Source organism: Micromonospora sp. CNZ303, assembly GCF_004345505.1.
In genome coordinates this window covers 393453-418232 of record NZ_SLVT01000003.1, presented here as the reverse complement: position 1 = coordinate 418232, position 24780 = coordinate 393453, and the positions used below count along the sequence as shown (strand labels likewise).

The window sequence follows — 24780 nt, the reverse complement described above, 5'->3', positions numbered from 1 at the left end:
ACGCGTCCCGCCGGCGCCGGAACGGCGGCGTCGGGCGGGCCGGCGGCGTCGGGCGGGCCGGCGGCGTCGGGCGGGCCGGCGGCGTCGGGCGGGACGGTCAGCGGGGGCGGTCGCGGTCCTTGGAGGGCTGCACGCGCTTCGGCTCGCCGGGCATCTTCGGGTGGTCCGGCGGGTAGGGCATGTCGCCCTGGCCGGCGGTGTCGTCCCGGTCGGCCCACTCCAGCAGCGGGCTGATGTCCCACGCGGTGTCGTCGATGCCGGCGTGCGGATCGCCGCGCTCGGCCAGCCGGGCCGGGACGGTGCGCAGGTCGAAGTCGTCGGGGTCGACGTCGGGCAGCTCGTCCCAGGTGACCGGGGTGGACACGGTGGCCCGGGCGTTGGCCCGCAGCGAGTACGCGCAGGCGATCGTGCGGTCGCGGGCCATCTGGTTGTAGTCGACGAAGACGCGCTCGCCCCGCTGCTCCTTCCACCAGGCGGTGGTCACCAGCTCCGGCCGGCGCCGCTCCAGCTCGCGGGCCAGCGCGATGGTGGCCCGACGCACCTCGGTGAACGTCCAGCGTGGCGCGATCCGCAGGTAGACGTGCACGCCACGGCCGCCGGAGGTCTTCGGCCAGCCGGTGGCGCCCAGCTCGTCGAGGAGCCCGCGCAGCTCCCCGGCGGCGGAGACCGCGTCGGCGAAGTCGGTGCCGGGCTGCGGGTCGAAGTCGATGCGCAACTCGTCGGGGCGGTCGACGTCGGCGGCACGCACCGGCCACGGGTGGAACACGATGGTGCCCATCTGGGCGGCCCAGGCCACGTGGGCCAGGTCGGCGGGGCAGAGCTCGGCCGCGCTGCGACCGCTCGGGAAGCTGATCGTGGTCGTGCGCACCCAGGGCGGCACGCCCCGCGCGGGCACCCGCTTCTGGAAGAACGCCTCCCCCTCGACGCCCTCCGGGAAGCGCTGCAACGTGGTGGGACGCTCGCGCAGGGCGCGCATGATGCCGTCACCCACCGCGAGGTAGTAGTGGAAGACGTCGGCCTTGGTGAAGCCGCGCTGCGGGAAGATCACCCGGTCGGGGCTGGTCAGCCGGACGTCGTGCCCGGCCACCTCGATCAGTTCGGCCGCAGCCTTCGTGCCACCCATTGCGCGACCATATGCCACACCTCCGACGTCCGACGTACCGTTGGCGGGTGAGTCTTGACGAGAGTGAACTGCCCCGTACCGAGGAAGAGTGGCGGGTCCGGCTCAGCCCGGAGGAGTTTCGGGTGCTGCGGGAGGCCGGCACCGAGCGCCCGTGGACCGGCGAGTACGTCGACACGAAGACGCCCGGGACCTACCACTGCCGGGCCTGCGGCGCGCAGCTCTACCCCAGCGACACGAAGTTCGACTCGCACTGCGGGTGGCCCAGCTTCGACGACGCCATCCCCGGCGCGGTCAAGGAGATCGAGGACCGCAGCCTGGGGATGAGCCGCACCGAGATCCGCTGCGCCCGGTGCGACAGCCACCTGGGTCACGTCTTCCGGGGCGAGGGCTTCACCCCGAAGGACACCCGGCACTGCGTCAACTCCGTCTCCATCCGGCTGGAGCCGCGCGCCGAGGCCTGAGCCGGCGCCCGGGGTTCAGGTCCCCCGGGCCAGGGTCAGCCCGGCCATCAGCGAGACCTCGGCCGTACGCGACCGCTCGACGCGGCCGGCGAAGTCGCGTACGCGCGGGTCGGCGCCGACCGTCTGGTGCGCCCGGGCCAGGTCGGCCGCCGCCTCCTGGTGCGGGACGAGCAGGCCGAGCAGGACGCGGTCGACCTCGCCGTCCGGGGCGGCCCGCAGGCGTGCCATGTCCTCGTCGGCGGTCCCGTGCTGTCCGTGGTCGTGCCGGCGGGCGGCCTCGGCGGCGGCCGGTCCGGCGTCGCGCAGCCAGCCACGCATCGTGGCGAGTTCGTCGGTCTCGGTGGCCTCGATGGCGGCGACGAGGGTGTGCAGCTTCCGGTCGGTCACCCGGTCGCGGCTGAGCCGTACCATCTCCAGCGTCTGCTCGGTGTGTGCCGCCAACATGGCCAGGAAGACCACGTCCAGGCCGTTCATCCCGGTCCGGCTGGCCGCGGCCGGCCCCGGCGGCGCGGGGACGGGCGGCGCCGGGGCGGTCCGCGCGGCGCAGCCGGGGACGGTCAGCAGGACGGCGAGCAGGGCGACCGTGGGCAGCCGTCGCATGGCGTACTCCGATCCGGAAGGGGTGACGGGTGCGGGCACCGGGGGACGGGCCGCACCCGTCCGGTCAGACCTGCGTCCAGAGCGCCGGCACGTGCGGCGGTTCCCAACCGGGGATCGCGGTGTGCGCCTGCCGGCAGCGGTACGTCAGCCCGCCGTAGGTGACCTGGTCGCCGACCTGGTAGGCCCGGCCCGCCGTCCAGCTGCCGCCCGGCGCGGGCGGGGTGGTCGGGGCGGCGGTGGGGGTCGGGGTGGGCGACGGGGCCGGCGGGGTCGGGCTCGGGGTGGGCGACGGGTTGCCGCCCCCGCCGACCTGGAGGTCGACGCAGGAGTAGAACGCGTTGGCGGTGTCCGCGATGTTCCACACGGCGAGGACCTTCTGCCGTCCCGGGTAGCCGCTCAGGTTGACGGTGTGCGAGACCGTGGCGCCGGGCTGCTGCCCGCCGCCGTTGAAGACGGCCACCCGGGTGCCGCCGATGAAGTACTCCCAGTTGCTGGTGGCGTGCCGGGCGGTGTTGGTCCAGGTGAAGGTGACGGAGCTGCCGACCGAGGTGGCGGGCCAGCCCCGGCTGTCGTCGTTGAGGACGGCGAACTGGGCGATCCCCGCGTGGCAGCTGCGCAGCCCCTTCGGCCCCTCGACGCTCTGCGGCTCGTACTTGATCTGCCCGCAGTCGGGGACCCGCCCCTGGGCGCAGAGCGCCTGGCGGCTCGGCGGGCCGGACACGTAGCCGTGAGCCTGGGCGGGCGCCGCGACGGCGAGTGCGGAGACGACGGCACCCGTCGCCACGAGCGGGATGGTGATTCTTCGACGCATGGTGGCAGCTCCTTCGGACTTAAGCCTGGTGAGGTGCCACTCAACATAAATTAAAGCTTGTTAACAGTAAAGACTCTTGTCGATAGAAACATCGCGCCTTCTGCACACGCAGGGTGACCGTCAGAGCAGCAACAGGCTGCCCCGCTCGTCCACCCGGTCGGCGGACTCGTCGTCCAGCCAGACGCCACCGGTGGCGAGGTAGCGGAAGCGGTACTCCCCCGGGCCGAGTCGCACGGTGACCGTCCGGGTGCCGTCCCGACGCGGGAGGAGTTCGTGCCGCCCCGGCTCCCAACCGTTGAAGGAGCCGACCACGCTGACCGGGCCGGGCGGGGTGTCGCGGGGCAGGCTGAAGGTGACCCGTACCTGGTTGCCGAAGAGCTTGTTCCGCTTGATCATGTCGTGTTCCTCCGGGGTCGTGCGCGGTCACCCGGTACAACGCCCGACACGCCGGGGGCGACACGCCGCCACCCAGGAGTGACCTGGGCCGATCCGCCCGCCCGGCACCGTCCGGCTGCGGCACGCTCGGGAAAACGTGTCGGCCTTCGGGGGGTTCTGTCGTGGCGACGTGCGAGGTCTGCGGTAACGACTACTGGATGGCGTTCGAGGTGCGGACCGTCAGCGGCGACGTGCACACCTTCGACTGCTTCGAGTGCGCCGCGCACAAGCTGGCGCCGATCTGCGAGCACTGCCAGGTCAAGATCGTCGGGCACGGGGTGGAGGTGTCCGGCCGGTTCTTCTGCTGCGCGCACTGCGCCCGCGCGGAGGAGGGCGACCGGGGCGCCGAGATCCGCGACGCGGTCGGCGCCCGCCCCGCCTGAGGCCGGCGATCGGCCGGCCGCTGCCATGGCCGCCCGGCCGGCCGGGCGCACCGGCGGCACGCGGGGCAGCGGGGCGGCTGACCCACGGGCCCGGGCCTACCATCGGGGAGTGCCACAGCTCCCCGCGCCGAGGATCGCCTCGTTCGCCGACCTCGACGCCCGCACCTTCCACGACCTGCTCCGGCTCCGGATCGACGTGTTCGTGGTGGAGCAGGCGTGCCCGTACCCGGAACTCGACGGGCGCGACGTCGAGCCGGGCACCCGCCACCTCTGGCTCGACGACGGCGGCGCGCCCCTGGCGTACCTGCGGATCCTCGCCGACCCGGGCGGCGTGGCGCGGATCGGGCGGGTGGTGGTGGCGCCGAAGGCGCGCGGCGGCGGGCACGCGGGGCGGCTGATGGCCGCGGCGCTGGAGCTGGTCGGCGACCGCCCCTGCGTGCTGGAGGCCCAGTCCCACCTGGTCGACCTCTACGCCCGCCACGGCTTCGCCGTCGCCGGCCCCGAGTACGTCGAGGACGGCATCCCGCACACCCCCATGCGACGCGAAGGCATTGACCAGAGCCGATAGATATGGGAACCTCCGGGCAGAGCCGTCGCGGAAGCCACGCAGCGCGCACGGGAGGGGCAACTCCCGGGCCGTCCGGGCGTCGTCGTCCGACCTCTCCTCCCGGGGGCTCCCCATGTCCACTCAACTCCGCACCTCCCGCCTGGCGTGGCTGCTCGCCGTCGCGGCGATCGCCGTGCTGCTGCTGACCACGGCCCTGGCCAACCCCGTGTCGGCGCACGGCTCCGTGGTGGACCCGGCGTCACGCAACTACGGCTGCTGGCAGCGCTGGGGCAGCGACTTCCAGAATCCGCGGATGGCCAACGAGGACCCGATGTGCTGGCAGGCCTGGCAGGCCAACCCCAACGCCATGTGGAACTGGAACGGCCTGTTCCGCGAGGGCGTCGCCGGCAACCACCAGGCCGCCATCCCCAACGGCCAACTCTGCTCCGGCGGCCGGACCGAGGGCGGTCGCTACAACGCCCTCGACACGGTCGGCGCCTGGAAGACCGCCCCGGTCTCCAGCAACTTCCGGGTCCGCCTCTACGACCAGGCCAGTCACGGCGCGGACTACATCCGGGTGTACGTGACCAGGCAGGGCTTCAACGCGCTCACCGAGCCGCTGGGCTGGGACGACCTGGAACTGGTCGGCCAGATCGGCAACACCCCGGCGTCGGGGTGGAAGCCGGAGCCCACCGGCGTGTCCATCGAGATCCCGGCGAACGCGCCGGGGCGGACCGGGCGGCACGTCGTCTACACCATCTGGCAGGCCAGCCACCTCGACCAGTCGTACTACCTGTGCAGCGACGTCGACTTCTCCGGCGGGCCGACCAACCCGCCGCCGACGACGCCGCCGCCGACCACTCCCCCGCCCACCACGCCGCCGCCGACCACGCCGCCGCCCACGACCCCGCCGCCGGCCGGGGCCTGCACGGCGACGTACCGGGTGACCGGGCAGTGGAGCGGCGGGTTCCAGGGCGAGGTGACGGTGACCGCCGGTGGCGGGGCCGTCAGGGGCTGGTCCGTGACCTGGACCTACGCCAACGGCCAGCAGGTCACGTCGGCGTGGAACGCGACCGTGACCACCAGCGGCACGCGGGTCGTCGCCCGCAACGCGGAGCACAACGGGTCCCTGGCCCCCGGGGCGAGCACCACGTTCGGCTTCCTCGGCTCGTGGTCCGGCACCAACAGCGCGCCGACACCCACCTGCACGACCGTGGTCTGATCCGCACCGGAACCCCGGCCGGGGTCGCAGCCCACTCCCTCCGGGCGCGACCCCGGCCGGCCCGCGTGGTCATCCTCAGGCCGCTGTCGAGCTGCCCCACCGGTGAGACCGCCGCCCGAGCGGCGGTGCGGCGGGCAGGCGGGCGTCAGACCAGGCCGTTGACGATGTCGGCGACCGAGCGGCGGCGGCCGGTGTAGAACGGGATCTCCTCCCGGACGTGCCGGCGGGCGCCGGAGGCCCGCAGGTCACGCATCAGGTCGACGATCCGGTGCAGCTCGTCGGCCTCGAACGCGAGCATCCACTCGTAGTCGCCGAGCGCGAACGAGGCGACCGTGTTGGCCCGTACGTCCGGGTAGCCGCGGGCCATCTTGCCGTGCTCGGCGAGCAGCTCGCGCCGCTCGGCGTCCGGCAGCAGGTACCACTCGTAGGAGCGGACGAACGGGTAGACGCAGACGTAGGAGCGCGCCTCCTCGCCGGCCAGGAACGCCGGGATGTGGCTCTTGTTGAACTCCGCCGGCCGGTGCAGCGCCATCTGCGACCAGACCGGCGTGAGCGCCCGGCCCAGCGTCGTGCGGCGGAACCGCAGGTACGCGTCCTGGAGGTCGTCGCTGGAGGCGGAGTGCCACCAGATCATCAGGTCGGCGTCGGCGCGCAGCCCCGACACGTCGTACGTGCCGCGGACGACCACGTCCTTGCCGGCCAGCTCCGCGAAGAGCGCCTCGACCTCGCCGGTGACGTTCTCGCGCAGCGACGGCAGCGGGCTGGTGGCCCGGTACACCGACCACATCGTGTAGCGGATGCTGTCGTTGAGCTCCCGCAGCCGGGCCGCGTTGGTCTGCTCGGTCATGTCCCCGATCCTCCCAGTGCTGTGATGATCTCCTCGGCCGCCGTCTCGCCGGAGCGGACGCAGACCGGGATGCCGACCCCGTCGTATCCCGCGCCGGCCAGGACCAGCGTCGGGTGGCTCGCCCGCAGGGCCGCCCGCGCGGCGGCCACCCGGTCGGCGTGCCCCGGGGTGTACTGCGGCAGCGACCCGCCCCAACGCTGCACGTGGCCGGCGACCGGTGCGGGCAGCGGCACGCCGAGCACCGCAGACAGTTCCCGGTGCACGGTGGCGGCCAGGTCCTCGTCGGTGCGCTGCACCTGCCGTTCCTCGCCGTAGCGGCCCACGGAGGCGCGGACGAGCGCCAGCCCGTCGGTGCGGCGCAGGTGGCCCCACTTCGTGGTGAAGAATGTCGACGCCTTGATCAGCAGACCCTCGGTGCCCGGCACCAGGAAGCCGGACAGCTCGGGCAGGTCCGGCTCGGGCAGCGCCAGGGTGACCAGCGCGACGCTGGCGTAGTCCAGCCCGCCGACGCCCTCGGCCACCTGCGGGGCCGGGCCGCCGAGCAGTCGGGCCGCCGGGCGGGCCGGCACGGCCAGCACCACGGCGTCGACGTCGACCGACTCCGCCTCGCGGGTGGGGCCGACGGTCAGCCGCCACCCTGCCCCGGCCGGGGTCAGCTCGCGTACCGCCGCGCCCAGCCGGATCGTCGCCCCGCTGGCCGCCGCGGCGGCCTCGACCAGCGTGCTGAGCCCGCCGGCCAGGGTGCCGAAGACCGGCGCCCCCGGCGCGCGGGGGGCCGCCGCCTGCGCGGCGCGCACCGCGCCCACCAGGGTGTGCTCCACCCGGGCGGACCGGGCCAGCGCGGGCATGGTGGTGGTCAGGGAGAGGTCGTCGGCCCGGCCGGCGTAGACGCCGCCGAGCATCGGGTCGACCAGCCGGTCGACCACCTCGTCGCCGAACCGGGCCCGCACCAGCGCGCCGACGGAGACGTCCTCGTCCGCGCCGAGCAGCGGACGGCCGGCGTCGACGTCGGCGTCCGCCGCCGGCCGCGCGACCGTGGCCACCCGCTCCAGGTCCCCGGGTACGCCGACCAGCGTGCCGCCCGGGATCGGGCGCAGCCCCCCGTCGACCACGAGCGCGGCCTGCCCGACGGTGGGGTGCACGATCCGCTCGCCCAGGCCGAGCCGGCGGACCAGGGTTACGGCGGCGGACTCGCCCCCGGCCGGGTCGCGCATCAGGAACGACTCGGCGCCGAACTCCACCGGTGAGCCGGCCAGCTCGCCGGTGCGCAGCTTGCCGCCGAGCGCGCCGGACTGCTCGTACACCGTGATCTCGGTGCCGGCGGGAGCGCGGTCGCGCAACCGGACCGCGGCGGCCAGCCCGGCGATCCCGCCGCCGACCACCGCCACCCGCCACGGCGCCCGCATGCCGCTCAGCCCCGGTCGCCCGACTCGGCGGACAGCTCGTGCACCAGGGCGACCACCCGGGTCAGCACGTCGGGGTCGGTCTCCGGCAGCACCCCGTGCCCCAGGTTGAACACGTGCCCGGGGGCGGCCCGGCCCTGCTCCAGGATCCGCCGCACCTCGGCCTCGACCACCGGCCACGGCGCGAACAGCACGCACGGGTCGAGGTTGCCCTGCACCGCCCGCTCCGGCCCGATCCGCCGGGTCGCCGCGTCCAGCGGCGTACGCCAGTCGACGCCCACCACGTCGGCGCCGGCCTCGCCCATCGCGCCGAGCAGCTCGGCGGTGCCCACGCCGAAGTGGATCCGGGGCACGCCCGCGTCGGCCAGCCCGGCCAGCACGCCCGCCGAGTGCGGCAGCACGAAGCGGCGGTAGTCGGCCTCCGACAGCGCGCCGGCCCACGAGTCGAAGAGCTGCACCGCGGAGACCCCGGCGGCCACCTGCACCCGCAGGAACTCCAGCGTCACCTCGGCCAGCCGGCCGCAGAGCGCGTGCCACAGCTCCGGCTGGCCGTACATCATCGCCTTGGTCTTCGCGTGGGTCCGCGACGGGCCGCCCTCGACCAGGTAGCTGGCCAGGGTGAACGGCGCGCCGGCGAAGCCGATCAGCGGGGTGTCGCCCAGCTCGGCGACGAGCATCCGGACCGCCTCGTCCACGTACGACACGTCGTCGCGGGTGATCGGCCGGATCCGCTCCACGTCGGTCAGGGTGCGCACGGGCTCGGCCACCACCGGGCCGGTGCCCGGCACGATGTCCAGGTCCACCCCGGCGGCGGCGACCGGCACCACGATGTCGCTGAACAGGATCGCGGCGTCCACGCCGTGCCGGCGTACCGGCTGGAGGGTGATCTCGGTGACCAGGTCGGGGCGGCGGCAGGACTCCAGCATCGCCACGTTGGCCCTGATCGCGCGGTACTCCGGCAGCGACCGGCCGGCCTGGCGCATGAACCAGACGGGGGTGTGCGGGCCGGACTGACGCCGGCAGGCCCGGACGAAGGGCGAGTCGGCCGGTCCGCCGGGGCGGGGGTCTTCGTCTCGGGCGTCGGCGCCCGTCGTCGTGGTGCTCATCGCGGCCATCGTGCCACGGGGGACGCGACCGGCAGCGGGCAGCGCCGCCTTTTGTGACCCCGGTCAGCCCGCTGGCGGCGGGCACCCACGAGATGCCCGCCTGGGCGGTGGCGGCGGGACCGGCCGGGCGGTGGCGGCGGCCCCGGCGTGGGACGGCATCGGCGCGCCTCTCGGGCGGGCGGGCGGCCGGCGGCATAGGCTGCCGGCATGGCCCCCCCGATCGCGCTCCCGGAGACCTTCGCCCGCGCGGTCACCGGGCTGCGGTCCGCGGCGCCCCGGTCGGAGATCCTGCTGGAGGAGGTCGGCGCGCCGCAGCGACTCGCCCCGTACGCCTTCGCACTCTCCGCCACCGTCCTGCGCGACGGCGAGGAGGTGGCCTCCGGGCGGCTGATCCTGCTGCACGACCCGGCCGGCCACGAGGCGTGGCAGGGCACCCTGCGGCTGGTCACCTACGTGACGGCGGAGCTGGAGGTCGACCTGGCCGCCGACCCGCTGCTGCCGGGGGTGGGCTGGACGTGGCTGACCGACGCGCTTGAGGCGCAGGACGCGGAGCACCGGGCGATCGGCGGCACCATCACCCAGACCATGTCGACGCGCTTCGGTGACCTGGCCGGGCCGCCCGCCGCCGGCGACATCGAGATCCGCGCCTCCTGGACGCCGGTCGACGACGACCTCGCCCCGCACCTGCTGGCCTGGTGCGCGCTGTTGGCCTCGACCGCCGGGCTTCCCCCGCCCGGGGTGACCGCGCTGCCGGAGCGTCGCCCCGCCGGCGCGGCCTGACCCCGCGACGGGTCACCTCACAGATACTTCTCGGCCTCGTTGCAGACCTTGTCCATGCCCTGGATGGCCTTGTCGTAGGCCGGCTTGTTGCCGTTCGCCGCCGCCGCGAGCGCGGTGGTGAGCTTGTCGAGGCAGTTGGCGATGACCTTCTTCTGCCGGGCCTGCTCGTCCCGGTCGTTGCGGGTGCCGGTGAGGTCCTGCTCGGTGTCGCCGAGCTTGTCCCGGACCGCCTGGAGGTCGGTCTTGAGCTTCTCGATCTCCTTGCCGTTCGCCGTGATGGTGCCGTCGCGCTGGCTGACCTCGCTGGCCATCTTCTTCTCGGTCCGGTCCAGCTCGTTGGTGGTCGACACGAACAGGCCGGTCATCACCCCGCCGAGGACGAAGAGCAGCCCGGCCACGACCGCCAGGACGAGCACCTTGTGGCTCTTGCGGGGGCCGCCGGGCGCGGGGGCGCCGAAGGCCGGGGCGGAGCCGGGCGGGGCGGACAACGGCTGTCCGAAGGCCGGGCCGGAGGCCGGGGGGACCGACATCGGCTGCCCGAAGGCCGGCCCGCCGGAGGCCTGCCCGGCGTGGGGCGACGCGCTGCCGGGGCCGTAGGCGGGCGACGCCGGCGGAGCCGACTGCGGGTAACCGGAGGGCCCGGCCGGCGGCGCGGACTGCGGGTAACCGGCGGACGGGGCCGGGTTGTACTGCTGCGGCGCCGGAGCGTACTGCTGGCCGGCGTCCTGCTGTTCGGGCGTGTACGGGCGCGCGCTGCCGTAGGTGGTGCCGTGCGGGGCGCCGCCCGACGGCGGCTGACCGGGCGCGGCCGGCGGGTACGGCGGGTAGCCCTCCGGCCCGGTCGGTGGCTGGGTCATGTCGTTCTTCCTCCACGTGTGCTGGTCCGGCGCGTGAGCCGCCGGGCCGAGGGGGTGGTTGGGCGCTGACGGGGTCAGCAGATCTTGAAACCGTCGCAGGCGACCTTGATCGGTACGGCGAGACCGATCCCCTCGGCGTTGCGGGCCTTGGCGGTGGCGATGCCGACGACCTGCTTGCTGCCGTTGATGACCGGGCCGCCCGAGTTGCCGGGGTTGATCGGGGCGTCGAACTGGATGACCGGGCCCTCGCCGCCGCCGGCCTCGCGGAAGGCGCTGACCACGCCGGTGGTGACGCTGTCCTCCAGGCCGAGCGGCGCGCCGACGACCACGATCTGCTGCCCGGACTTCACCGCGGCGGGCGCCGCGACCAGGCCGGTGAACTTGCCGTTGGTCCGCAGGTGGGCGACGTCGTTGGCCTCGTCGACGCGGACGATGGTCGCCGGGAAGCGCTGGTCGGTGCGCTCCAGGAAGACCTCCCGCTCGCCGGTCTGCCAGAGCGCGTCCACCACGTGGTAGTTGGTGAACAGGTTGGTGCCCCCGCCCGCGGCCGGCTTGCCGATCGCGAACGCGGTGCCGGTGGAGTTGCCGGCCCGGACGCGGAACACGCTGGGCAGCACGGCGCTGGCCACGGCCTCCGGGTTGAACGCGGCGCCGGCCTGCTTCTCCAGCGCCCCCGCCCGGGACTCCAGGCCGTCGAGCCGGGTGCCGTCGGCCGCCTGCGCCGCCGCCACCCTGCTGTCGGTGTCGCCCAGCCGGTTCGAGAGCCGGTTGATCTGGTACGCCTGCACGCCCGTCACCACGGCCAGCAGGCCGGCGAGCACGAGCGCGGTGACGGTGAGCCCGCGCCCCTTCGCCGCCGGCGCCGGCCCGGCGGGGTACGGCTGGCCCGGCCCAGGGCCCTGGGGGTGGCCGTGGCCGGGCGGCTGGCTGGGGACACCCGGCGGCGTCGCCCCGGACGCGGGGGGCCAGCCGGGCCCCGGGGTGGCCCCGGGTGGCGTCGACGGGCCCGGGGCGGTGGACGGCGTGCCGCCGTGCCCCCAGCCGCCGGCGGCGGGTGCGGCGGCCGGGGCGGGCGCGTTGGCCGGGGCCGCGCCCCACTGGCCCGGCTGCGCGGGCGGCGACCAGGCGGGGCGGGGGGCCGGGGGCTGCCCGGGGGCGCCCGGCGGCAGGGGGTACGCGGAGCCGACCGGCTCGATCCGGGGCGGCAGTGGCCCGGGGCGGGCCGTCCCTGGCGGGAACCCGCCGTCACCCGGTCCCGCCGGGCCCTTGTCCGCCGACCCGTAGCCAGTCATGATCGCCTTGCCCTCCCGTAGACGCCCCGCTCCGCACGCGGGACCCTGATGATGCCGTACCCGCGCAACGGCCCGATGGACCGTACCTGCGTCAACGGGCTTTGTCTTCCCCTATGTCCGGCCCCCGGAAGGACATCCGGCGGTCGTCCGGCGACACACACCGGACCGGCTTCACCCACCGCGTCGCGTCGCGCACTAGGGTTGTCAGGTGACCGACGAACCACCCCTGCGCCGTCGGCCCGCCGAAAGCCGTACGGGAAACGATGCGCACCACCCGCCGTCGGCCCGACCGGAGCCGGAGGCCGCGGGGACCGAACCGACCGCCGACGGGCCCGTGCCGCTGACCGCCCCGCGCGAGGGCACACCCCAGCCGGCGACCACGCCCGGCGAGCTGGACGACGTCCTGGCCCGCTTCGCCGCAGGCACCGGCCCCGTCGCCCTCGACGCCGAACGCGCCTCCGGCTACCGCTACAGCCAGCGGGCCTACCTGGTGCAGCTGCGCCGGGCCGGTTCCGGCACGGCGCTGATCGACCCGCTGCCGCTGCCCGACCTGAGCGCCCTCGACACGGTGATCGGCGAGGCGGAGTGGGTGCTGCACGCCGCCAGCCAGGACCTGCCCTGCCTGGCCGAGCTGGGGCTGCGGCCCCGCCGGCTGTTCGACACCGAACTGGCCGCCCGGCTGGCCGGATTCGAGCGGGTCGGCCTGGCTGCGCTGACCGAGCAGCTGCTCGGCTACAGCCTGGAGAAGCACCACTCGGCGGCCGACTGGTCGAGCCGCCCGCTGCCGGAGTCCTGGCTGACCTACGCCGCGCTCGACGTGGAGATGCTCGTCGACCTGCGCGACGCGCTCGACGAGGAGCTGACCCGGCAGGGCAAGTCCGCCTGGGCGGCGGAGGAGTTCGCCGCGCTGGTGCGCACCGGCGCCCGGCCGCCGAGGGTGCGGGCCGAGCCGTGGCGCCGCACGTCCGGCATCCACCGGGTGCGCGGCGCGCGGGCCCAGGCCCGGGTCCGTTCCCTCTGGTACGCGCGGGACCAGATCGCCGCGCGGCGCGACGCCGCCCCGGGGCGGGTGCTGCCGGACTCGGCCATCGTCGCGGCGGCGGAGCTGGATCCGAGGGACGAGAAGACCCTGCTCACCCTGCCCGGCTTCGGTGGCCGCTCGGTACGCCGACTGGCCCGCACCTGGCTCGCCGCGCTCGACGACGCGCGGCAACTGCCCGAGGACGCGCTGCCGGTCGCCCCGACGGTCGAGGGTCCCCCGCCGCCGCACCGCTGGGCGGAACGGGACCCGGTGGCGGCGGCCCGGCTGGCCCGCTGCCGGGAGGTGGTGGTCCGGATCGCCGGCGCGCACCAGCTGCCGCCGGAGAACCTGATCGCCCCCGACTCGATCCGCCGGCTGGCGTGGGTGCCCCCGGAGGAGGTCACGGAGGCGGCCGTCGCGGAGACCCTCCGGGGCTTCAACGCCCGCGAGTGGCAAATCGCCCTGCTCCTTCCCGCCCTCACGGAGGCCCTCACCGATCCGCCTGCCGCGCCTTGACCCGGCGGTGTGGGGTGGGCCACACGGGGGCGGGTGCCAGTGTTGGTTACTGGCGAGTAGCATCCGGAGGAACACGCCCGTGCCGGCGACCTTCGTCCGGTCCGTAGTGCCGCCTGCCGGCACGCAGGCCGGATCAGGTCGAAGAGGAGGCTCAAGTGCCCCGTGAAGTCCGGGATGTCGTCTTCGTCGACGGCGTCCGTACCCCGTTCGGCAAGGCGGGTGGCATGTACGCCAACACCCGCGCCGACGACCTGGTGATCCGCTGCATCCGCGAGCTGCTGCGCCGTAACCCGCAGCTGCCGCCGGAGCGGGTCGAGGAGGTCGCGATCGCCGCCACCACCCAGATCGGCGACCAGGGCCTCACCATCGGCCGGACCGCCGCCCTGCTGGCGGGCCTGCCCAAGACCGTCCCCGGCTTCGCGATCGACCGGATGTGCGCCGGCGCCATGACCGCGGTGACCACCGTCGCCAGCGGCATCGCCATGGGCGCCTACGACATCGCCATCGCCGGCGGCGTCGAGCACATGGGCCGCCACCCGATGGGCGAGGGCGTCGACCCCAACCCGCGGATCGTCGCCGAGAAGCTGGTCGACCCGTCCGCGCTGGTCATGGGCGCGACCGCGGAGAACCTGCACGACCGGGTCCCGCACATCACCAAGGCGCGCACCGACGCGTTCGCGCTCGCCTCGCAGCAGAAGACCGCCAAGGCGTACGCCAACGGCAAGCTCCAGGACGACCTGGTGTCCGTGGCGGTCCGCGACGAGGAGAACGCCTGGGGCATGGCCACGGTCGACGAGGCCCCCCGGGACACCTCGCTGGAGAAGCTCGCCACCCTGAAGACCCCGTTCCGCCCGCACGGCAAGGTCACCGCGGGCAACGCGGCCGGCCTGAACGACGGCGCCACCGCCAGCCTGCTCGCCTCCGAGGACGTCGCCCGCGAGCTGGGCCTGCCGGTCGCCATGCGGCTGGTGTCGTTCGGCTTCGTCGGCGTCGAGCCCGAGGTGATGGGCGTCGGCCCGATCCCGTCGACGGAGAAGGCGCTGCGCCTCGCCGGCCTGACCATCGACGACATCGGCCTGTTCGAGCTGAACGAGGCGTTCGCCGTGCAGGTGCTCGCCTTCCTCGACCACTTCGGCATCGCCGACGACGACCCGCGGGTCAATCCGTGGGGCGGCGCGATCGCCATCGGCCACCCGCTCGCCTCCTCGGGCGTGCGGCTGATGACCCAGCTCGCCCGGCAGTTCGCCGAGCACCCCGAGGTCCGCTACGGCGTCACCGCCATGTGCATCGGCATCGGCATGGGCGGCACCGTGATCTGGGAGAACCCGCACTGGGAGGGCAACAAGTGAGCGCGCTCGCCGCACCGAACGAGGTCGTCACCCGGGCGCTGCTGCGCCAGGTGAACGTACCGGGGCTGGACCGGCCGGCCGCCCTGATCACCCTGGACAACGGCTTCGACCACACCAAGCCCAACAGCTTCGGCCCGGGCGGGCTGACCAGCCTGGACGAGGCCATCACGGCCGCCCTGGCCGCGAACCCGGCGTTCGTCGCGGTCACCGGCAAGCCGTACGTCTTCTGCGTGGGCGCGGACATCACCAGCCTCCCGCAGCTCGCCGACCGCGAGCAGGCGCTGGAGATCGGGCGGCTCGGCCACCGGGTCTTCGCCCGACTCAAGGACAGCGAGGTCCCGACCTTCGCCTTCGTCAACGGCGCGGCGATGGGCGGCGGCCTGGAGCTGGCGCTGCACTGCCACTACCGGACGCTCTCCGGCGGGGTGGCGGCGCTGGCGCTGCCCGAGGTCTTCCTCGGCCTGGTCCCCGGTTGGGGCGGCACGCAGCTGCTGCCGAACCTGATCGGCATCCCGGCGGCGACCCAGGTGATCATCCAGAACCCGCTGATGCAGAACAAGATGCTCAAGCCGAAGCAGGCCGCCGAGATGGGCATCGCGGACGTGCTGCTGGAGCCGGCGGACTTCCTGGAGCGGTCCCTGGAGTGGGCCGCCGGCGTCGTCCGGGGCGAGGTCACCGTGACCCGGCCCGAGGTCGACAAGGACATGTGGGCGGGCGTGCTCTACTTCGCCCGGCAGACCCTCGATGCGCGGCTGCACGGCGCGGTCCCAGCCGCGTACAAGGCGCTGGACCTGCTGGAGACGGCGAAGGACGCCGACTTCGCCACCGGCACCGCCGCAGAGGACGAGGCCCTCGCGGACCTGGTCTTCTCCGAGGAGCTGCGCAGCGGCCTCTACGCGTTCGACCTGGCGCAGCGGCGGGCCAAGCGGCCGGCCGGCGCGCCGGACAAGGGGCTGGCCCGCCCGGTCACCAAGGTGGGCATCGTCGGCGCCGGCCTGATGGCCAGCCAGCTCGCCCTGCTCTTCGCCCGCCGCCTCCAGGTGCCGGTCGTCATGACCGACCTGGACCAGGCCCGGGTGGACAAGGGCGTCGGCTACGTGCACACCCAGATCGAGAAGGCCGTCAGCAAGGGCCGGATGGACAAGGGCACGGCCGCCAAGCTGTACGGCCTGGTCAGCGGCTCTGTCGACAAGGGCGTCTTCGCGGACGCCGACTTCGTCATCGAGGCGGTCTTCGAGGACCTGGCCGTCAAGAAGCAGGTCTGGGCCGAGCTGGAGAAGATCGTCAAGCCGGAGGCGGTGCTGGCCACCAACACCTCCTCCCTGTCGATCACGGCGATGGCCGAGGAGCTGGAGCACCCCGAGCGGGTGGTCGGCTTCCACTTCTTCAACCCCGTGGCGGTGCTGCCGCTGCTGGAGATCGTCCGGGGCGAGCGCACCGACGACGCCACGCTCGCCACCGCGTTCGCGGTCGGCAAGCAGCTGAAGAAGTCCTCCGTGCTGGTCTCCGACGCCCCGGCGTTCGTGGTCAACCGGCTGCTCACCCGCTTCCTCGGCACCGTCTTCGCCGCCGTGGACGCGGGCACCCCGCTGGACGTGGCCAACAGCGCGCTGGACCCGCTGGGCCTGCCGATGCGCCCGCTCGCCCTGCTCCAGCTCGTCGGGCCGGCCGTCGCCTACCACGTGGGCGGCACCCTGCACGCCGCGTTCCCGGACCGCTTCGGCGTGAGCGAGAACCTCAAGCGGATCGCCGACTCCGGTCAGCCGATCGTCGTCGACGACCAGATCAACGACGAGGTGGCCAAGCTGCTCGTGGTGGGCGACCAGCCGCTCACCGCCGAGCAGGTGCGCCAGAACGCGCTCGACGCGCTGGCGCAGGAGATCCGGCTCATGCTCGACGAGGGCGTCGTCGCCGAGGCGCAGGACATCGACCTGTGCATGATCCTCGGCGCGGGTTGGCCGTTCCACCTGGGCGGCATCACGCCGTACCTGGACCGGACCGGCACCTCGGAGCGGGTCACCGGCCAGCGGTTCCTGCCCCCCGGTGCGGCCAGCCTGCCCGCCTGAAAGGTGTAAGGAAGGGCCCCTTCCTAACGCTTTGCGTTAGGAAGGGGCCCTTCCTTACACCAACGCCCCCCGCGTTCGCGGTGGTTGCCCCGTCCAGCTTGGATGGAGGTGGCCACCGCGTTCGTCGTTGCGGCCGATACGGTCGGGGTCGGGACAGCGGTAGCGTGCCGTGGCTGGCTACGATCACCCGTTCGCACCCTCGCCTGGAGCTGATCATGTCCTCACCGCCGGTCGATCCCTGGTCCGGGCAGCCGGAGCACGACACCCCCTACGACTTCCATCCGCCGCGACCGGACGGCTACCCGGCACCGCCCGTTGATGGTTGGGCCTCACCGCCGGGCGGGCAGCCGCCGGCGGGTGGCGGCTGGCCCACCACGCCGCACCCCCACCCCCCGCAGGCCCAGCCGTACCCGGGGCCCACCTCCGCCCAGCCGTACCCGGGGCCCACCTCGGGCCAGCCGCACCCCGGGCCCACCTCGGGCCAGCCGTACCCCGGGCCCACCTCGGGCCAGCCGTACCCCGGGCCCACGTCGGGCCAGCCGCACCCCACCCAGCCGTACGGCGGCTATCCCGTGACGCCGCAGGGCGGGTTCCCGGCCAGCCCGTACGCCGGCTACCCGCCGCCCCCTCCCGGCGCGGGCCGGCCGGCGAGGCCCCACCAGCTGGTGCTGACCCTCGGCATCGTCGGGCTGCTGGTGCTCTGCCTCGGCGGAGGTGGCATCGCCTACCTCGCCTACGAGGGCGACCAGGGCACCGACCCCAGGCCCACGCCGACCGCGTCCCCCACCGCGGCGGCGCCGAGCGCCACGCCGAGCGCCGACACCTCCTCCGAAGCCACCCCGTCGCCGGAGTCCAGCGACGCCCCGCAGATCAGGGTCGTCACGCCGGAGACGCTCGGGGGCCGTCCGAAGAGCACCGAGCCGACCCTGCGGAAGGCCGCCGACGACATGGTCCGCGAGCTACGGACCTCGGTACGCGGCGAGACCGGCGTCGCCGGTGCCTTCTACGGCAGCGCCGACGAGCGCAACATGGTCATGGTGATCGCCGCCAGCACCTTCGTGCTCAACCCGGAACGGGAGCTCGACGACGCGGTCAAGGGCATCTCGAAGGACCTGGCCGTCAAGCGGTTGACCACCATCGCCCCCGGGCCGCTCGGCGGCCTGGCCAAGTGCGGCGACGGCGAGTCCGCCGGTGTGCCGCTGGGCGTCTGCGCGTGGGCCGACCACGGCAGCGTCGGGCTCATCGTGATGTTCTTCTCCTCCTCGGCAGCCACGGCGGCGGAGTTCGTCGCCTTCCGCAGCCAGATCGAGCAGAAGTACTGACCGGCACCCGACCGGTGCGCGCCGCCGTCCACGATCGACGCGGGGCGTCGGGCGTGGCCGGGGCCGCACGGACCACCATCTCCCTCGCGCAGACCCGGAGCTGACCGATGTCCTACCCACCCGCCAACTCCTACCCGCCGCCGGACGGCGGGGGCGGCCCGTACGGCTCGTACCCGCCGCCACAGCCCGGCGGACACGGACCGCCGCCCGCACAACCCGGCGGATACGGACCGCCATTGGCACAGCCCGGCGGATACGGACCATCGCCCGCACAACCGAGCGGGTACGGCCCGCAGGCCGGCGGATACGGGCCGCCGCCGTCGCAGCCAGGCGGGTACGGGCCGCCGTACGGGGGCCTCTCGGGGGCGTACGGCGGCCCGCCGGCGTCGCGGAAGTCGAACGCCGGCAAGATCGTGCTGATCTCGCTCGCCGTGGTACTGGTGCTCTGCCTGGGCGGCGCGGCGATCGTCGCCTTCGCCGTCAAGGACGACGTCAAGGAGACCGTCGACGCCACCCGTACCCGGGTCGTCGCGCCGGCGACCCTCGCCGGGCGGCCCAGGGCGACGGACCCGACCCTCCAGGCCGGCGCCCGGGAGCTGGAAGCGGAACTCAACAAGACGATCCCCGGCGCCAGCAGCACCGTCGGCGAGTTCTACGGCACCCTCACCGGCAGGAACCTCGTGATGATCGCCGCCGCGTCCGGCTTGAACCCGGACCCGGCCAAGACGCTCGAGGACACCATCAGGGGCGCGCGTACCAGCGACGTGCGGCTGGGCGAGATGAAGACCGTGGATCCGGGACCGCTCGGCGGCGAGGCCAAGTGCGGCGACGCCAAGGCGCAGGACGTGCCGCTCGGCGTCTGCGTGTGGAGCGACAAGGGCAGCGTCGGCATGGTCATCATCTACTTCAAGACGGGCCAGCAGGCCCACGCCGAGTTCGCCACCATCCGCGGACAGGTCGAGCAGAAGTCCTGACCCGTTCGGCAGCGCGGGGGCCCGCCCACGACGGTGGACGGGCCCCTCTCACGTCAGCCCGCCGTGGCGGTCCGCTCGGCGGCGCTGCGCAGCACGCAGAACTCGTTGCCCTCCGGGTCGGCGAGCACCACCCAGCCCGAACCGTCGGCGCGGCGCTGGTCGGCGACCTGGGTGGCACCGATGCCCACCAGGCGCGCGACCTCCTCGTCCCGGGTCCGGTCGGTGGGCTCGACGTCGAGGTGCAGGCGGTTCTTCACCTCCTTGCCCTCCGGCACCGCCAGGAAGAGCACCTCCGGTCCTCCCGGGGGCAGCAGCATGGCCTCCGGGTCGCCGGGGAAGTCGTCCGGCTGGCGGGGGCAGTCGAAGACCTGCGCCCAGAAGCCGGACAGCGTGTACGTGTCGCGGCAGTCGATGCAGACGTTGTGGATCCGTGCGCTCACGGGTGTTCCTCCTCGATGGTCGTACCCGCCCGCTGCGTCGCGCCGACGCCGAGCGCCCGCTCGGCCTCCCGCGCCCGGGTCCGGCCGGCCGGTTCGAGACGGACGCGCGCCCGGTCCTGCACCGTCCCGGCCCCGGGGACCTGTGGGAGGAAGACGTGCGGGGTGGTGCCGTCCGGCGCTGGCAGCGCCGCCTCCGGACCGCCGGGGGCGGCGTCGGCGTGCCGGGCGTACCCGGGCACCGCCGGCCAGGAGCCGGAGAGGGCGTAGGTGTCGTGACAGTCGAAACTGCTGTTGTGGATCCGTGGATACACGGAGTTCCTCCGCTGGGGATGAGGCGCCCCGCGTGCGTGAGGGTCAGCCGGCGAGACGGGGCGCGGAGATCATGACGGTGAACATCGACGCACCCCCCTCCGGTCCTCGAGCTGACGCCGTGATCCTTCCATCGGGCCCACCCTCCCCGCAACCCCGGGGTGGCCCGTCACCGCCGGGCGGCCGGCTCCTGGGCGGTGACGGCCGGGGCCGCCTCCGCCGCCGGCAGGGTCACCGTGACCTCCAGCCCGCCACCGGTCTGGGCGACCACCTTCACGGTGCCGCCGTGCGCGTCGCAGACGGCCCGGACGATCGAGAGCCCGAGGCCCGAGCCGCGCGCGCCGGTACGCTCCCGCCCTCCGCGCCGGAACGGCTCGAACAGGCCGGGCACGTCGGCCTGGTCCACCTCGAAACCGGTGTTGCCCACCACCAGCCACGACCGGCACCCGTCCGACCCGGTACGCACCCAGACCCGGCCGTGCAGGTGGTTGTAGCGGATCGCGTTCTCGATCAGGTTGCCGGCCAGCCGGTCCAGCAGCCCGGGATCGCCGACGACCGGCGCGGACTCCAGCGAGGTCTGCACCCGCAGCTTGATCCGCTCGACCTCCCGGCGTACCGCCGACAGGGCGTTGGCGGTGCCGGCGGCGAGGTCGCACTCGGTGCGGCGGCCCAGCCGGCGGCCCGCCTGGGCCTCGCTGCGGGCGAGCACCAGCAGGGCGTCGACCAGCCCGTTCGCCCGCTCGGAGGCGTCCCGGACCACGGTGGCCATCCGGCGGTACTCGGCGGCGTCCGCCTCGTCGTCGCTGAGCGTCACGTCGATCTCGGTACGCATCACCGCGAGGGGGGTCCGCAGCTCGTGCGAGGCGTTGGCCACGAAGCGCTTCTGCGCCTCGAACGCGGCGGCGATGCGGTCCAGCATCTCGTCGAAGGTCTCCGCCAGCTCGGCAACCTCGTCGTCGGCACCCGAATAGCCGATCCGCTGGTCCAGGGTGGTCTCGCCCAACCGGCGGGCGGTGGCGGTGACCTGGTGCAGCGGGCGCAGCGCCCGGCCGGCGACCGCGTACGCGCCGGCCACCCCGACGACGCTGATCGCCAGCAGCGCCACCAGGCCCTTGACCAGCAGCTCCGCGCTGGCGGCGTCGACCAGTTGGCGCTGCCACTGCGCGGCGTCCAGCGACCGACCGTCCGCCAGCACCACCATCGTGCCGGGCAGCAGCTCGTCGGTCGGGCGCAGCGCGTCGCGGACCAGCAGCCAGGCCAGCAGCACCAGGATCGCGCCCGCGCCGACCAGCAGCACCCCGTTGAGCAGGGTCAGCCGCAGCCGCAGCGTGGGCCGCAGCCGGGCCCGCCGGGTCGCGGCACCGGCCTTCGTCCGCGCCTGCGGGGCCCGCAAACCCGGCTCACTCCTCACGCTCACAGCCCCACCTTCGTTCGCGACTGCGGGGCTCGCAAACCCGGCTCACTCCTCACGCTCACAGCCCCACCGCCTCCGCCGTGCGGTAGCCCGCACCGACCACCGTCTCGATCAGCGGCGGGTCGCCGAGCTTCTTGCGCAGCGTCATCACGGTGACCCGGACGATCGTGGTGAACGGATCGGTGTTGGCGTCCCAGACCCGCTCCAGCAGCTCCTCACTGGAGACCACCGCGCCGCGCGCCTTGAGCAGCTCGCAGAGCACGCCGAACTCCTTGTTGGTCAGGTCGACCGGCTGGCCGCCCCGGGTGGCCACCCGGCGGGCCGGGTCGAGGACCAGATCGGCGAGTTCGAGCACCGGCGGCGCGGCCGGGGTGGCCCGCCGGCCGAGCGCCTGCACCCGGGCGACCAGCTCGTCGAAGGCGAACGGCTTCGGCAGGTAGTCGTCCGCGCCGATTTGCAGCCCCTCCACCCGGTCGGCGACGGTGCCGCTGGCGGTCAGCATCAGCACCCGGGTGAGCGTGCCGGAGGCGGCCAGCTCGGCGCAGATCTGGTCACCGTGCACGCCGGGCAGGTCCCGGTCGAGCACCACCACGTCGTAACGGGTGACGAACGCCATCTCGTGGCCGCTGTCGCCGTCGTAGGCGACGTCCACCGCCATCCCCCGCTTGCGCAGCCCCCGCGCGATCGCGTCGGCGAGGTTGCGCTCGTCCTCGACCACCAGTACCCGCATCCCGGCCTCCTCGTGCCCCTGACCACCCACAACCTAGTGCCGGCAGCCAAACCGGGCCGCACCCGCCGTCCCGGCCCGGCCCGTTGCAGAAAACCTTCGTCGTACGCAATGCTCTTGGCGGCAACCTTCACGACGGACGGGAAGACGCATGACCGACGCGGCGCCGACGATCCGACGGGACGTCACCTACCGGGGCTTCCGCCTTCCCGGCGACGCCGGGCTGGGCAGCCTGTCCGGGCTGCGCGCGGGCGGACGGGGCCTCGAACTGGCCGACCCGGCCGACCGGCTCGACCACACCGACGCCGACGGCCGCACCCGCCGGTACGCGGCCGGCAGCTGGACGTCCCCGCCCGTGCCGGTCGGCTTCGCCGTGCGCGACGTCGTGCCCTCGTGGACGGGGGACACCCCCGGCGACTGCTGGCTGCGGGTGGAGCTGCGGGGCTGGCACGACGACGCGCCGGCCACCGGGTGGTACGTCCTCGCCGACTGGGCGGCCGACGACCACGCGATCCGCCGGACGTCCGTGCCCGGGCAGCGCGACGCCGACGCCCGGGTGGACACGGACACGCTGGTGGTGACGGGCGCGACCGTCACCGGTTGGCAGGTCCGGGTGACCCTGCTCCGGCCCGAGGACGCCGACGCCACCCCGGTTCTGCGCGCCGTCGGGGCGGTCGCCGCGGGCCCGCGCCCGACGGCAGCGGCCTGGGCGTCCCGGCCCACCGCAGCGGGCTCCCCGCCGGTGGCGGCCGGGCCCGCCCCGGTCGCCGGGCCCGGGTCCCGCGCCCCGGGTCCCGCCCCTGCCGGTGGGTCCGCCGCGACGGCGCCGGCCGCCTGGGGCACGGTGCTGGACGTGCCGCGCTACTCGCAGCGGCTGCACGCCGGCGCCCACCCGCAATGGGGTGGCGGCGGGGACGCCTGGTGCAGCCCCACCTGCACCTCGATGGTGCTGGCCTTCTGGGACGCCGCCCCCGCCCCGACCCGGTACGCCTGGGTGGCTCCGCCCGGCCCTCGCCCGGTGGTGGTGCACGCCGCGCGGCACTGCTACGACCACGCCTTCGCCGGGGCCGGCAACTGGCCGTTCAACACCGCGTACGCGGGGCTGCACGGGGTGGACGCCTTCGTCACCCGGCTGCGGTCGCTGGCCGAGGCGGAGGCGTTCGTGGCCACCGGCATCCCGCTGATCGTCTCCGCCGCGTTCAGGTCGGGCGAGGTGCCCGGGTTGGACTACGACACCGCCGGGCACCTGATGGTGCTGGTGGGCTTCACCGCCACGGGCGCGCCGGTGCTCAACGACCCGTACGCCCCGGACGACGACGCGGTGCGCCGGACCGTCGACCGGGACCGGTTCGAGGCCGCCTGGCAGGGTGGCAGCGGCGGGGTGGCGTACGTGCTCCGGCCGCCCGGTGTGCCGCTCCCCCCGGCGCCGGAGCAGCCCAACTGGTGACCCCGGCAGCCGTCCACGGCACCGGACGCGCGGCGGCTCAACCGGGATAGCGCCAGACGCCGAGTTCGCCGGTCTGCAGCCGGCACACCACGGTGTCGGCCCGGCTGCGGCAGTCCCCGGACGCGCCGCGGAGCACGTCCAGCACCCGGGCCCGGCCCTCGGCGACGTCCAGCTCGGCGACCACCACCCCGCCACCGGCGGCGGCCGGCCGCACGGCCAGGATCCGTTCGTCGGCGTGCCAGGTCATCAGCTGCCAGGTGCCCAGGTCGGCCACTTCCCGACCGGTGGCCGCGTCGAGCACGCCCAGCCGGTCACCGAGGGGCCCGGCCGCGACCGCCAGGAGCCGGCCGTCCTGTGCCGACAGCACCCCGAACCACCGGTCGCCGACCCACCGGAGCGCGCCGGTCGCCGGGTCGAGCGCGACGAACCCGTTCCCCCCGGGCACGCACACCAACTCGCCGCACTCGGTGACGTGCTCCACCATGGGGACGCGCGCCTCCCACCGCCGCCGCAACCCGTCCAGCCCGTAGGCGGTCACCACGCCCGCGCTCGGCCGGACGACCAGCAGCAGGTCGAACGCCACCACCACGTGCCCGGAGGCCTCGTCGAGACCCAGGTCCGCCGCGTGCACCAGGGCGCCGGAGCGGGGGTCGCGCACCTCGACCCGCCCCTCGGCGGGGACCAGGACGATCCGCTCGACCCGCCCGTCGCGGAGACTGTACGTCGCGCCCCCGCGCGTCGTCGGCACCGACCAGAGGGCCCGCCCGGAGGCCGGATCCACCGACCGCACGGCGCCGCCCTCCTCCCCGCCGGTCTGCATCAGCAGGATCCCGGTCGGGTCCCACCAGGGGTAGCCGGGCTGCCGCCAGAGCCCGCGGCCGGTCGCGGCGTCCAGGGCGATCGTCTGCCCGTCGTCCTGGTCCCCGGTGACCGAGAAGAGCACCGATCCCGGCCCGGTCTGGACCTGCCAGAACCGGCCCGCCCCCGCGACCCGGGAGCGCCACACCGGGCTGGGCGGGGCGGCGTCGGCCGGCGCCCGCGCGGGCAGGGCGTACGCGCGCACCTCGACGGTTCCCTCGGGCTCCCTCTCGGCCGGCTCGACCACGTAGAGCCGGTCGCCGTGCAGGAACGCCTCCGACCCGAGCCGGGCCGGCACGACGAGCCCGACCCGGGCCGGCACCGGGACGGCCGCCGCCACGGTGGCCACGAGGAACGCGAGCACCAGCGCGACCCGCAACGGGCGGCCGACGGCGCGCGGCGGGCGGGGCGACGGCGCCTCGCGGCCCGGCTCGTCGCGCACCTCGCCCAGGTCGATGACCGTCACGTGC

25 protein-coding genes are annotated in these 24780 nt (G+C 74.8%); 11 read left to right on the top strand and 14 right to left on the bottom strand.

The window, feature by feature from the left end; translation table 11 throughout:
- Window positions 1–97: 97 nt before the first annotated feature.
- Window positions 98–1123 (bottom strand): non-homologous end-joining DNA ligase, encoded by a 1026-nt coding sequence (gene ligD / locus EV374_RS07995; RefSeq protein ID WP_132233103.1) that lies wholly within the window; start codon window positions 1121–1123, stop codon window positions 98–100.
- A 47-nt stretch (window positions 1124–1170) separates the two neighbouring features.
- Here ligD and msrB point away from each other — a divergent pair, with 47 nt between their 5' ends.
- Window positions 1171–1584: a peptide-methionine (R)-S-oxide reductase MsrB gene (msrB, locus tag EV374_RS07990; RefSeq protein WP_132233101.1), complete on the top strand. Its 414-nt coding sequence runs from the start codon at window positions 1171–1173 to the stop codon at window positions 1582–1584.
- Window positions 1585–1599: 15 nt separating this feature from the next.
- Here msrB and EV374_RS07985 read toward each other — a convergent pair whose 3' ends face one another.
- From EV374_RS07985 to EV374_RS07975, 3 genes are all read right to left on the bottom strand, one after another.
- Window positions 1600–2184 (bottom strand): DUF305 domain-containing protein, encoded by a 585-nt coding sequence (locus EV374_RS07985; RefSeq protein WP_132233099.1) that lies wholly within the window; start codon window positions 2182–2184, stop codon window positions 1600–1602.
- 64 nt (window positions 2185–2248) lie between these two features.
- Window positions 2249–2995, bottom strand: a complete 747-nt coding sequence (locus tag EV374_RS07980; RefSeq protein ID WP_132233097.1) for a lytic polysaccharide monooxygenase — start codon at window positions 2993–2995, stop codon at window positions 2249–2251.
- Window positions 2996–3115: 120 nt separating this feature from the next.
- Window positions 3116–3391 carry an isoamylase early set domain-containing protein gene (locus EV374_RS07975; protein ID WP_132233095.1) on the bottom strand — a complete coding sequence of 92 codons (276 nt, stop codon included), beginning with the start codon at window positions 3389–3391 and terminating at the stop codon, window positions 3116–3118.
- Window positions 3392–3552: 161 nt separating this feature from the next.
- On the opposite strand from EV374_RS07975, the gene EV374_RS07970 reads away from it, so the two are divergent.
- The 3 genes from EV374_RS07970 (at window position 3553) to EV374_RS07960 (ending at window position 5582) form a co-directional block, all read left to right on the top strand.
- The gene (locus EV374_RS07970) at window positions 3553–3813 is read left to right on the top strand and encodes a Prokaryotic metallothionein (RefSeq protein WP_132233093.1); all 261 of its coding nucleotides are present in this window, start codon (window positions 3553–3555) and stop codon (window positions 3811–3813) included.
- Window positions 3814–3922: 109 nt separating this feature from the next.
- Window positions 3923–4381: a GNAT family N-acetyltransferase gene (locus EV374_RS07965; protein ID WP_132233091.1), complete on the top strand. Its 459-nt coding sequence runs from the start codon at window positions 3923–3925 to the stop codon at window positions 4379–4381.
- Window positions 4382–4493: 112 nt separating this feature from the next.
- Complete coding sequence (locus EV374_RS07960) at window positions 4494–5582, top strand: lytic polysaccharide monooxygenase (RefSeq protein WP_132233089.1); 1089 nt, start codon at window positions 4494–4496, stop codon at window positions 5580–5582.
- Window positions 5583–5727: 145 nt separating this feature from the next.
- On the opposite strand, the gene hemQ is transcribed toward EV374_RS07960, so the two are convergent.
- Genes hemQ through hemE form a run of 3 tightly spaced genes read right to left on the bottom strand, consistent with a single transcriptional unit; the run spans window position 5728 to window position 8938 of the window.
- Entirely contained in the window at window positions 5728–6429 is a 702-nt protein-coding gene (gene hemQ, locus EV374_RS07955) for a hydrogen peroxide-dependent heme synthase (protein WP_132233087.1), read from the bottom strand.
- Window positions 6426–7835 carry a protoporphyrinogen oxidase gene (gene hemG, locus EV374_RS07950; protein ID WP_132233085.1) on the bottom strand — a complete coding sequence of 470 codons (1410 nt, stop codon included), beginning with the start codon at window positions 7833–7835 and terminating at the stop codon, window positions 6426–6428. The genes hemQ and hemG overlap by 4 nt, the downstream gene beginning before the upstream one ends.
- A 5-nt stretch (window positions 7836–7840) precedes the next feature.
- A complete protein-coding gene (gene hemE / locus EV374_RS07945; protein WP_132233083.1) occupies window positions 7841–8938 on the bottom strand; it encodes a uroporphyrinogen decarboxylase in 1098 nt (365 codons plus the stop codon).
- Window positions 8939–9145: 207 nt separating this feature from the next.
- On the opposite strand from hemE, the gene EV374_RS07940 reads away from it, so the two are divergent.
- Window positions 9146–9718, top strand: coding sequence for a DUF3000 domain-containing protein (locus EV374_RS07940; RefSeq protein WP_132233081.1), 573 nt, complete (start codon window positions 9146–9148; stop codon window positions 9716–9718).
- Window positions 9719–9735: 17 nt separating this feature from the next.
- Here the strand turns inward: EV374_RS07940 and EV374_RS07935 are convergent, their stop codons facing one another.
- Both EV374_RS07935 and EV374_RS07930 read right to left on the bottom strand, forming a co-directional pair.
- Window positions 9736–10575, bottom strand: a complete 840-nt coding sequence (locus tag EV374_RS07935) for a hypothetical protein (protein WP_132233079.1) — start codon at window positions 10573–10575, stop codon at window positions 9736–9738.
- 74 nt (window positions 10576–10649) lie between these two features.
- Window positions 10650–11870, bottom strand: coding sequence for a S1C family serine protease (locus EV374_RS07930; protein WP_486485641.1), 1221 nt, complete (start codon window positions 11868–11870; stop codon window positions 10650–10652).
- Window positions 11871–12075: 205 nt separating this feature from the next.
- Here EV374_RS07930 and EV374_RS07925 point away from each other — a divergent pair, with 205 nt between their 5' ends.
- The 5 genes from EV374_RS07925 to EV374_RS07900 all read left to right on the top strand — a co-directional run bounded on the left by EV374_RS07925 (window position 12076) and on the right by EV374_RS07900 (window position 19115).
- Window positions 12076–13404 (top strand): ribonuclease D, encoded by a 1329-nt coding sequence (locus EV374_RS07925; protein ID WP_132233075.1) that lies wholly within the window; start codon window positions 12076–12078, stop codon window positions 13402–13404.
- Between the two features lie 155 nt (window positions 13405–13559).
- Window positions 13560–14753 (top strand): thiolase family protein, encoded by a 1194-nt coding sequence (locus EV374_RS07920; protein WP_132233073.1) that lies wholly within the window; start codon window positions 13560–13562, stop codon window positions 14751–14753.
- Window positions 14750–16819, top strand: a complete 2070-nt coding sequence (locus EV374_RS07915) for a 3-hydroxyacyl-CoA dehydrogenase NAD-binding domain-containing protein (protein WP_132233071.1) — start codon at window positions 14750–14752, stop codon at window positions 16817–16819. Before EV374_RS07920 ends, EV374_RS07915 begins: the two co-directional genes overlap by 4 nt.
- A 215-nt stretch (window positions 16820–17034) precedes the next feature.
- The gene (locus EV374_RS07905) at window positions 17035–18141 is read left to right on the top strand and encodes a hypothetical protein (RefSeq protein WP_165947724.1); all 1107 of its coding nucleotides are present in this window, start codon (window positions 17035–17037) and stop codon (window positions 18139–18141) included.
- Window positions 18142–18248: 107 nt separating this feature from the next.
- Window positions 18249–19115 carry a hypothetical protein gene (locus EV374_RS07900; protein WP_207913942.1) on the top strand — a complete coding sequence of 289 codons (867 nt, stop codon included), beginning with the start codon at window positions 18249–18251 and terminating at the stop codon, window positions 19113–19115.
- Window positions 19116–19168: 53 nt separating this feature from the next.
- On the opposite strand, the gene EV374_RS07895 is transcribed toward EV374_RS07900, so the two are convergent.
- From EV374_RS07895 to EV374_RS07880, 4 genes are all read right to left on the bottom strand, one after another.
- Window positions 19169–19555, bottom strand: coding sequence for a VOC family protein (locus tag EV374_RS07895; RefSeq protein ID WP_132233065.1), 387 nt, complete (start codon window positions 19553–19555; stop codon window positions 19169–19171).
- On the bottom strand, window positions 19552–19866 hold the full coding sequence (locus EV374_RS07890) for a VOC family protein (protein ID WP_132233063.1): 315 nt from the start codon (window positions 19864–19866) through the stop codon (window positions 19552–19554). Before EV374_RS07890 ends, EV374_RS07895 begins: the two co-directional genes overlap by 4 nt.
- Before the next feature lie 167 nt (window positions 19867–20033).
- On the bottom strand, window positions 20034–21203 hold the full coding sequence (locus tag EV374_RS07885) for a sensor histidine kinase (RefSeq protein WP_132233254.1): 1170 nt from the start codon (window positions 21201–21203) through the stop codon (window positions 20034–20036).
- Between the two features lie 133 nt (window positions 21204–21336).
- Window positions 21337–22008 (bottom strand): response regulator transcription factor, encoded by a 672-nt coding sequence (locus tag EV374_RS07880; protein WP_132233061.1) that lies wholly within the window; start codon window positions 22006–22008, stop codon window positions 21337–21339.
- 148 nt (window positions 22009–22156) lie between these two features.
- Between EV374_RS07880 and EV374_RS07875 the strand changes: the two genes are divergently transcribed.
- Window positions 22157–23452 (top strand): C39 family peptidase, encoded by a 1296-nt coding sequence (locus EV374_RS07875; RefSeq protein ID WP_132233059.1) that lies wholly within the window; start codon window positions 22157–22159, stop codon window positions 23450–23452.
- A gap of 37 nt (window positions 23453–23489) precedes the next feature.
- Here the strand turns inward: EV374_RS07875 and EV374_RS07870 are convergent, their stop codons facing one another.
- The gene (locus EV374_RS07870; protein WP_132233057.1) at window positions 23490–24776 is read right to left on the bottom strand and encodes an outer membrane protein assembly factor BamB family protein; all 1287 of its coding nucleotides are present in this window, start codon (window positions 24774–24776) and stop codon (window positions 23490–23492) included.
- Between the last annotated feature and the right edge of the window lie 4 nt (window positions 24777–24780).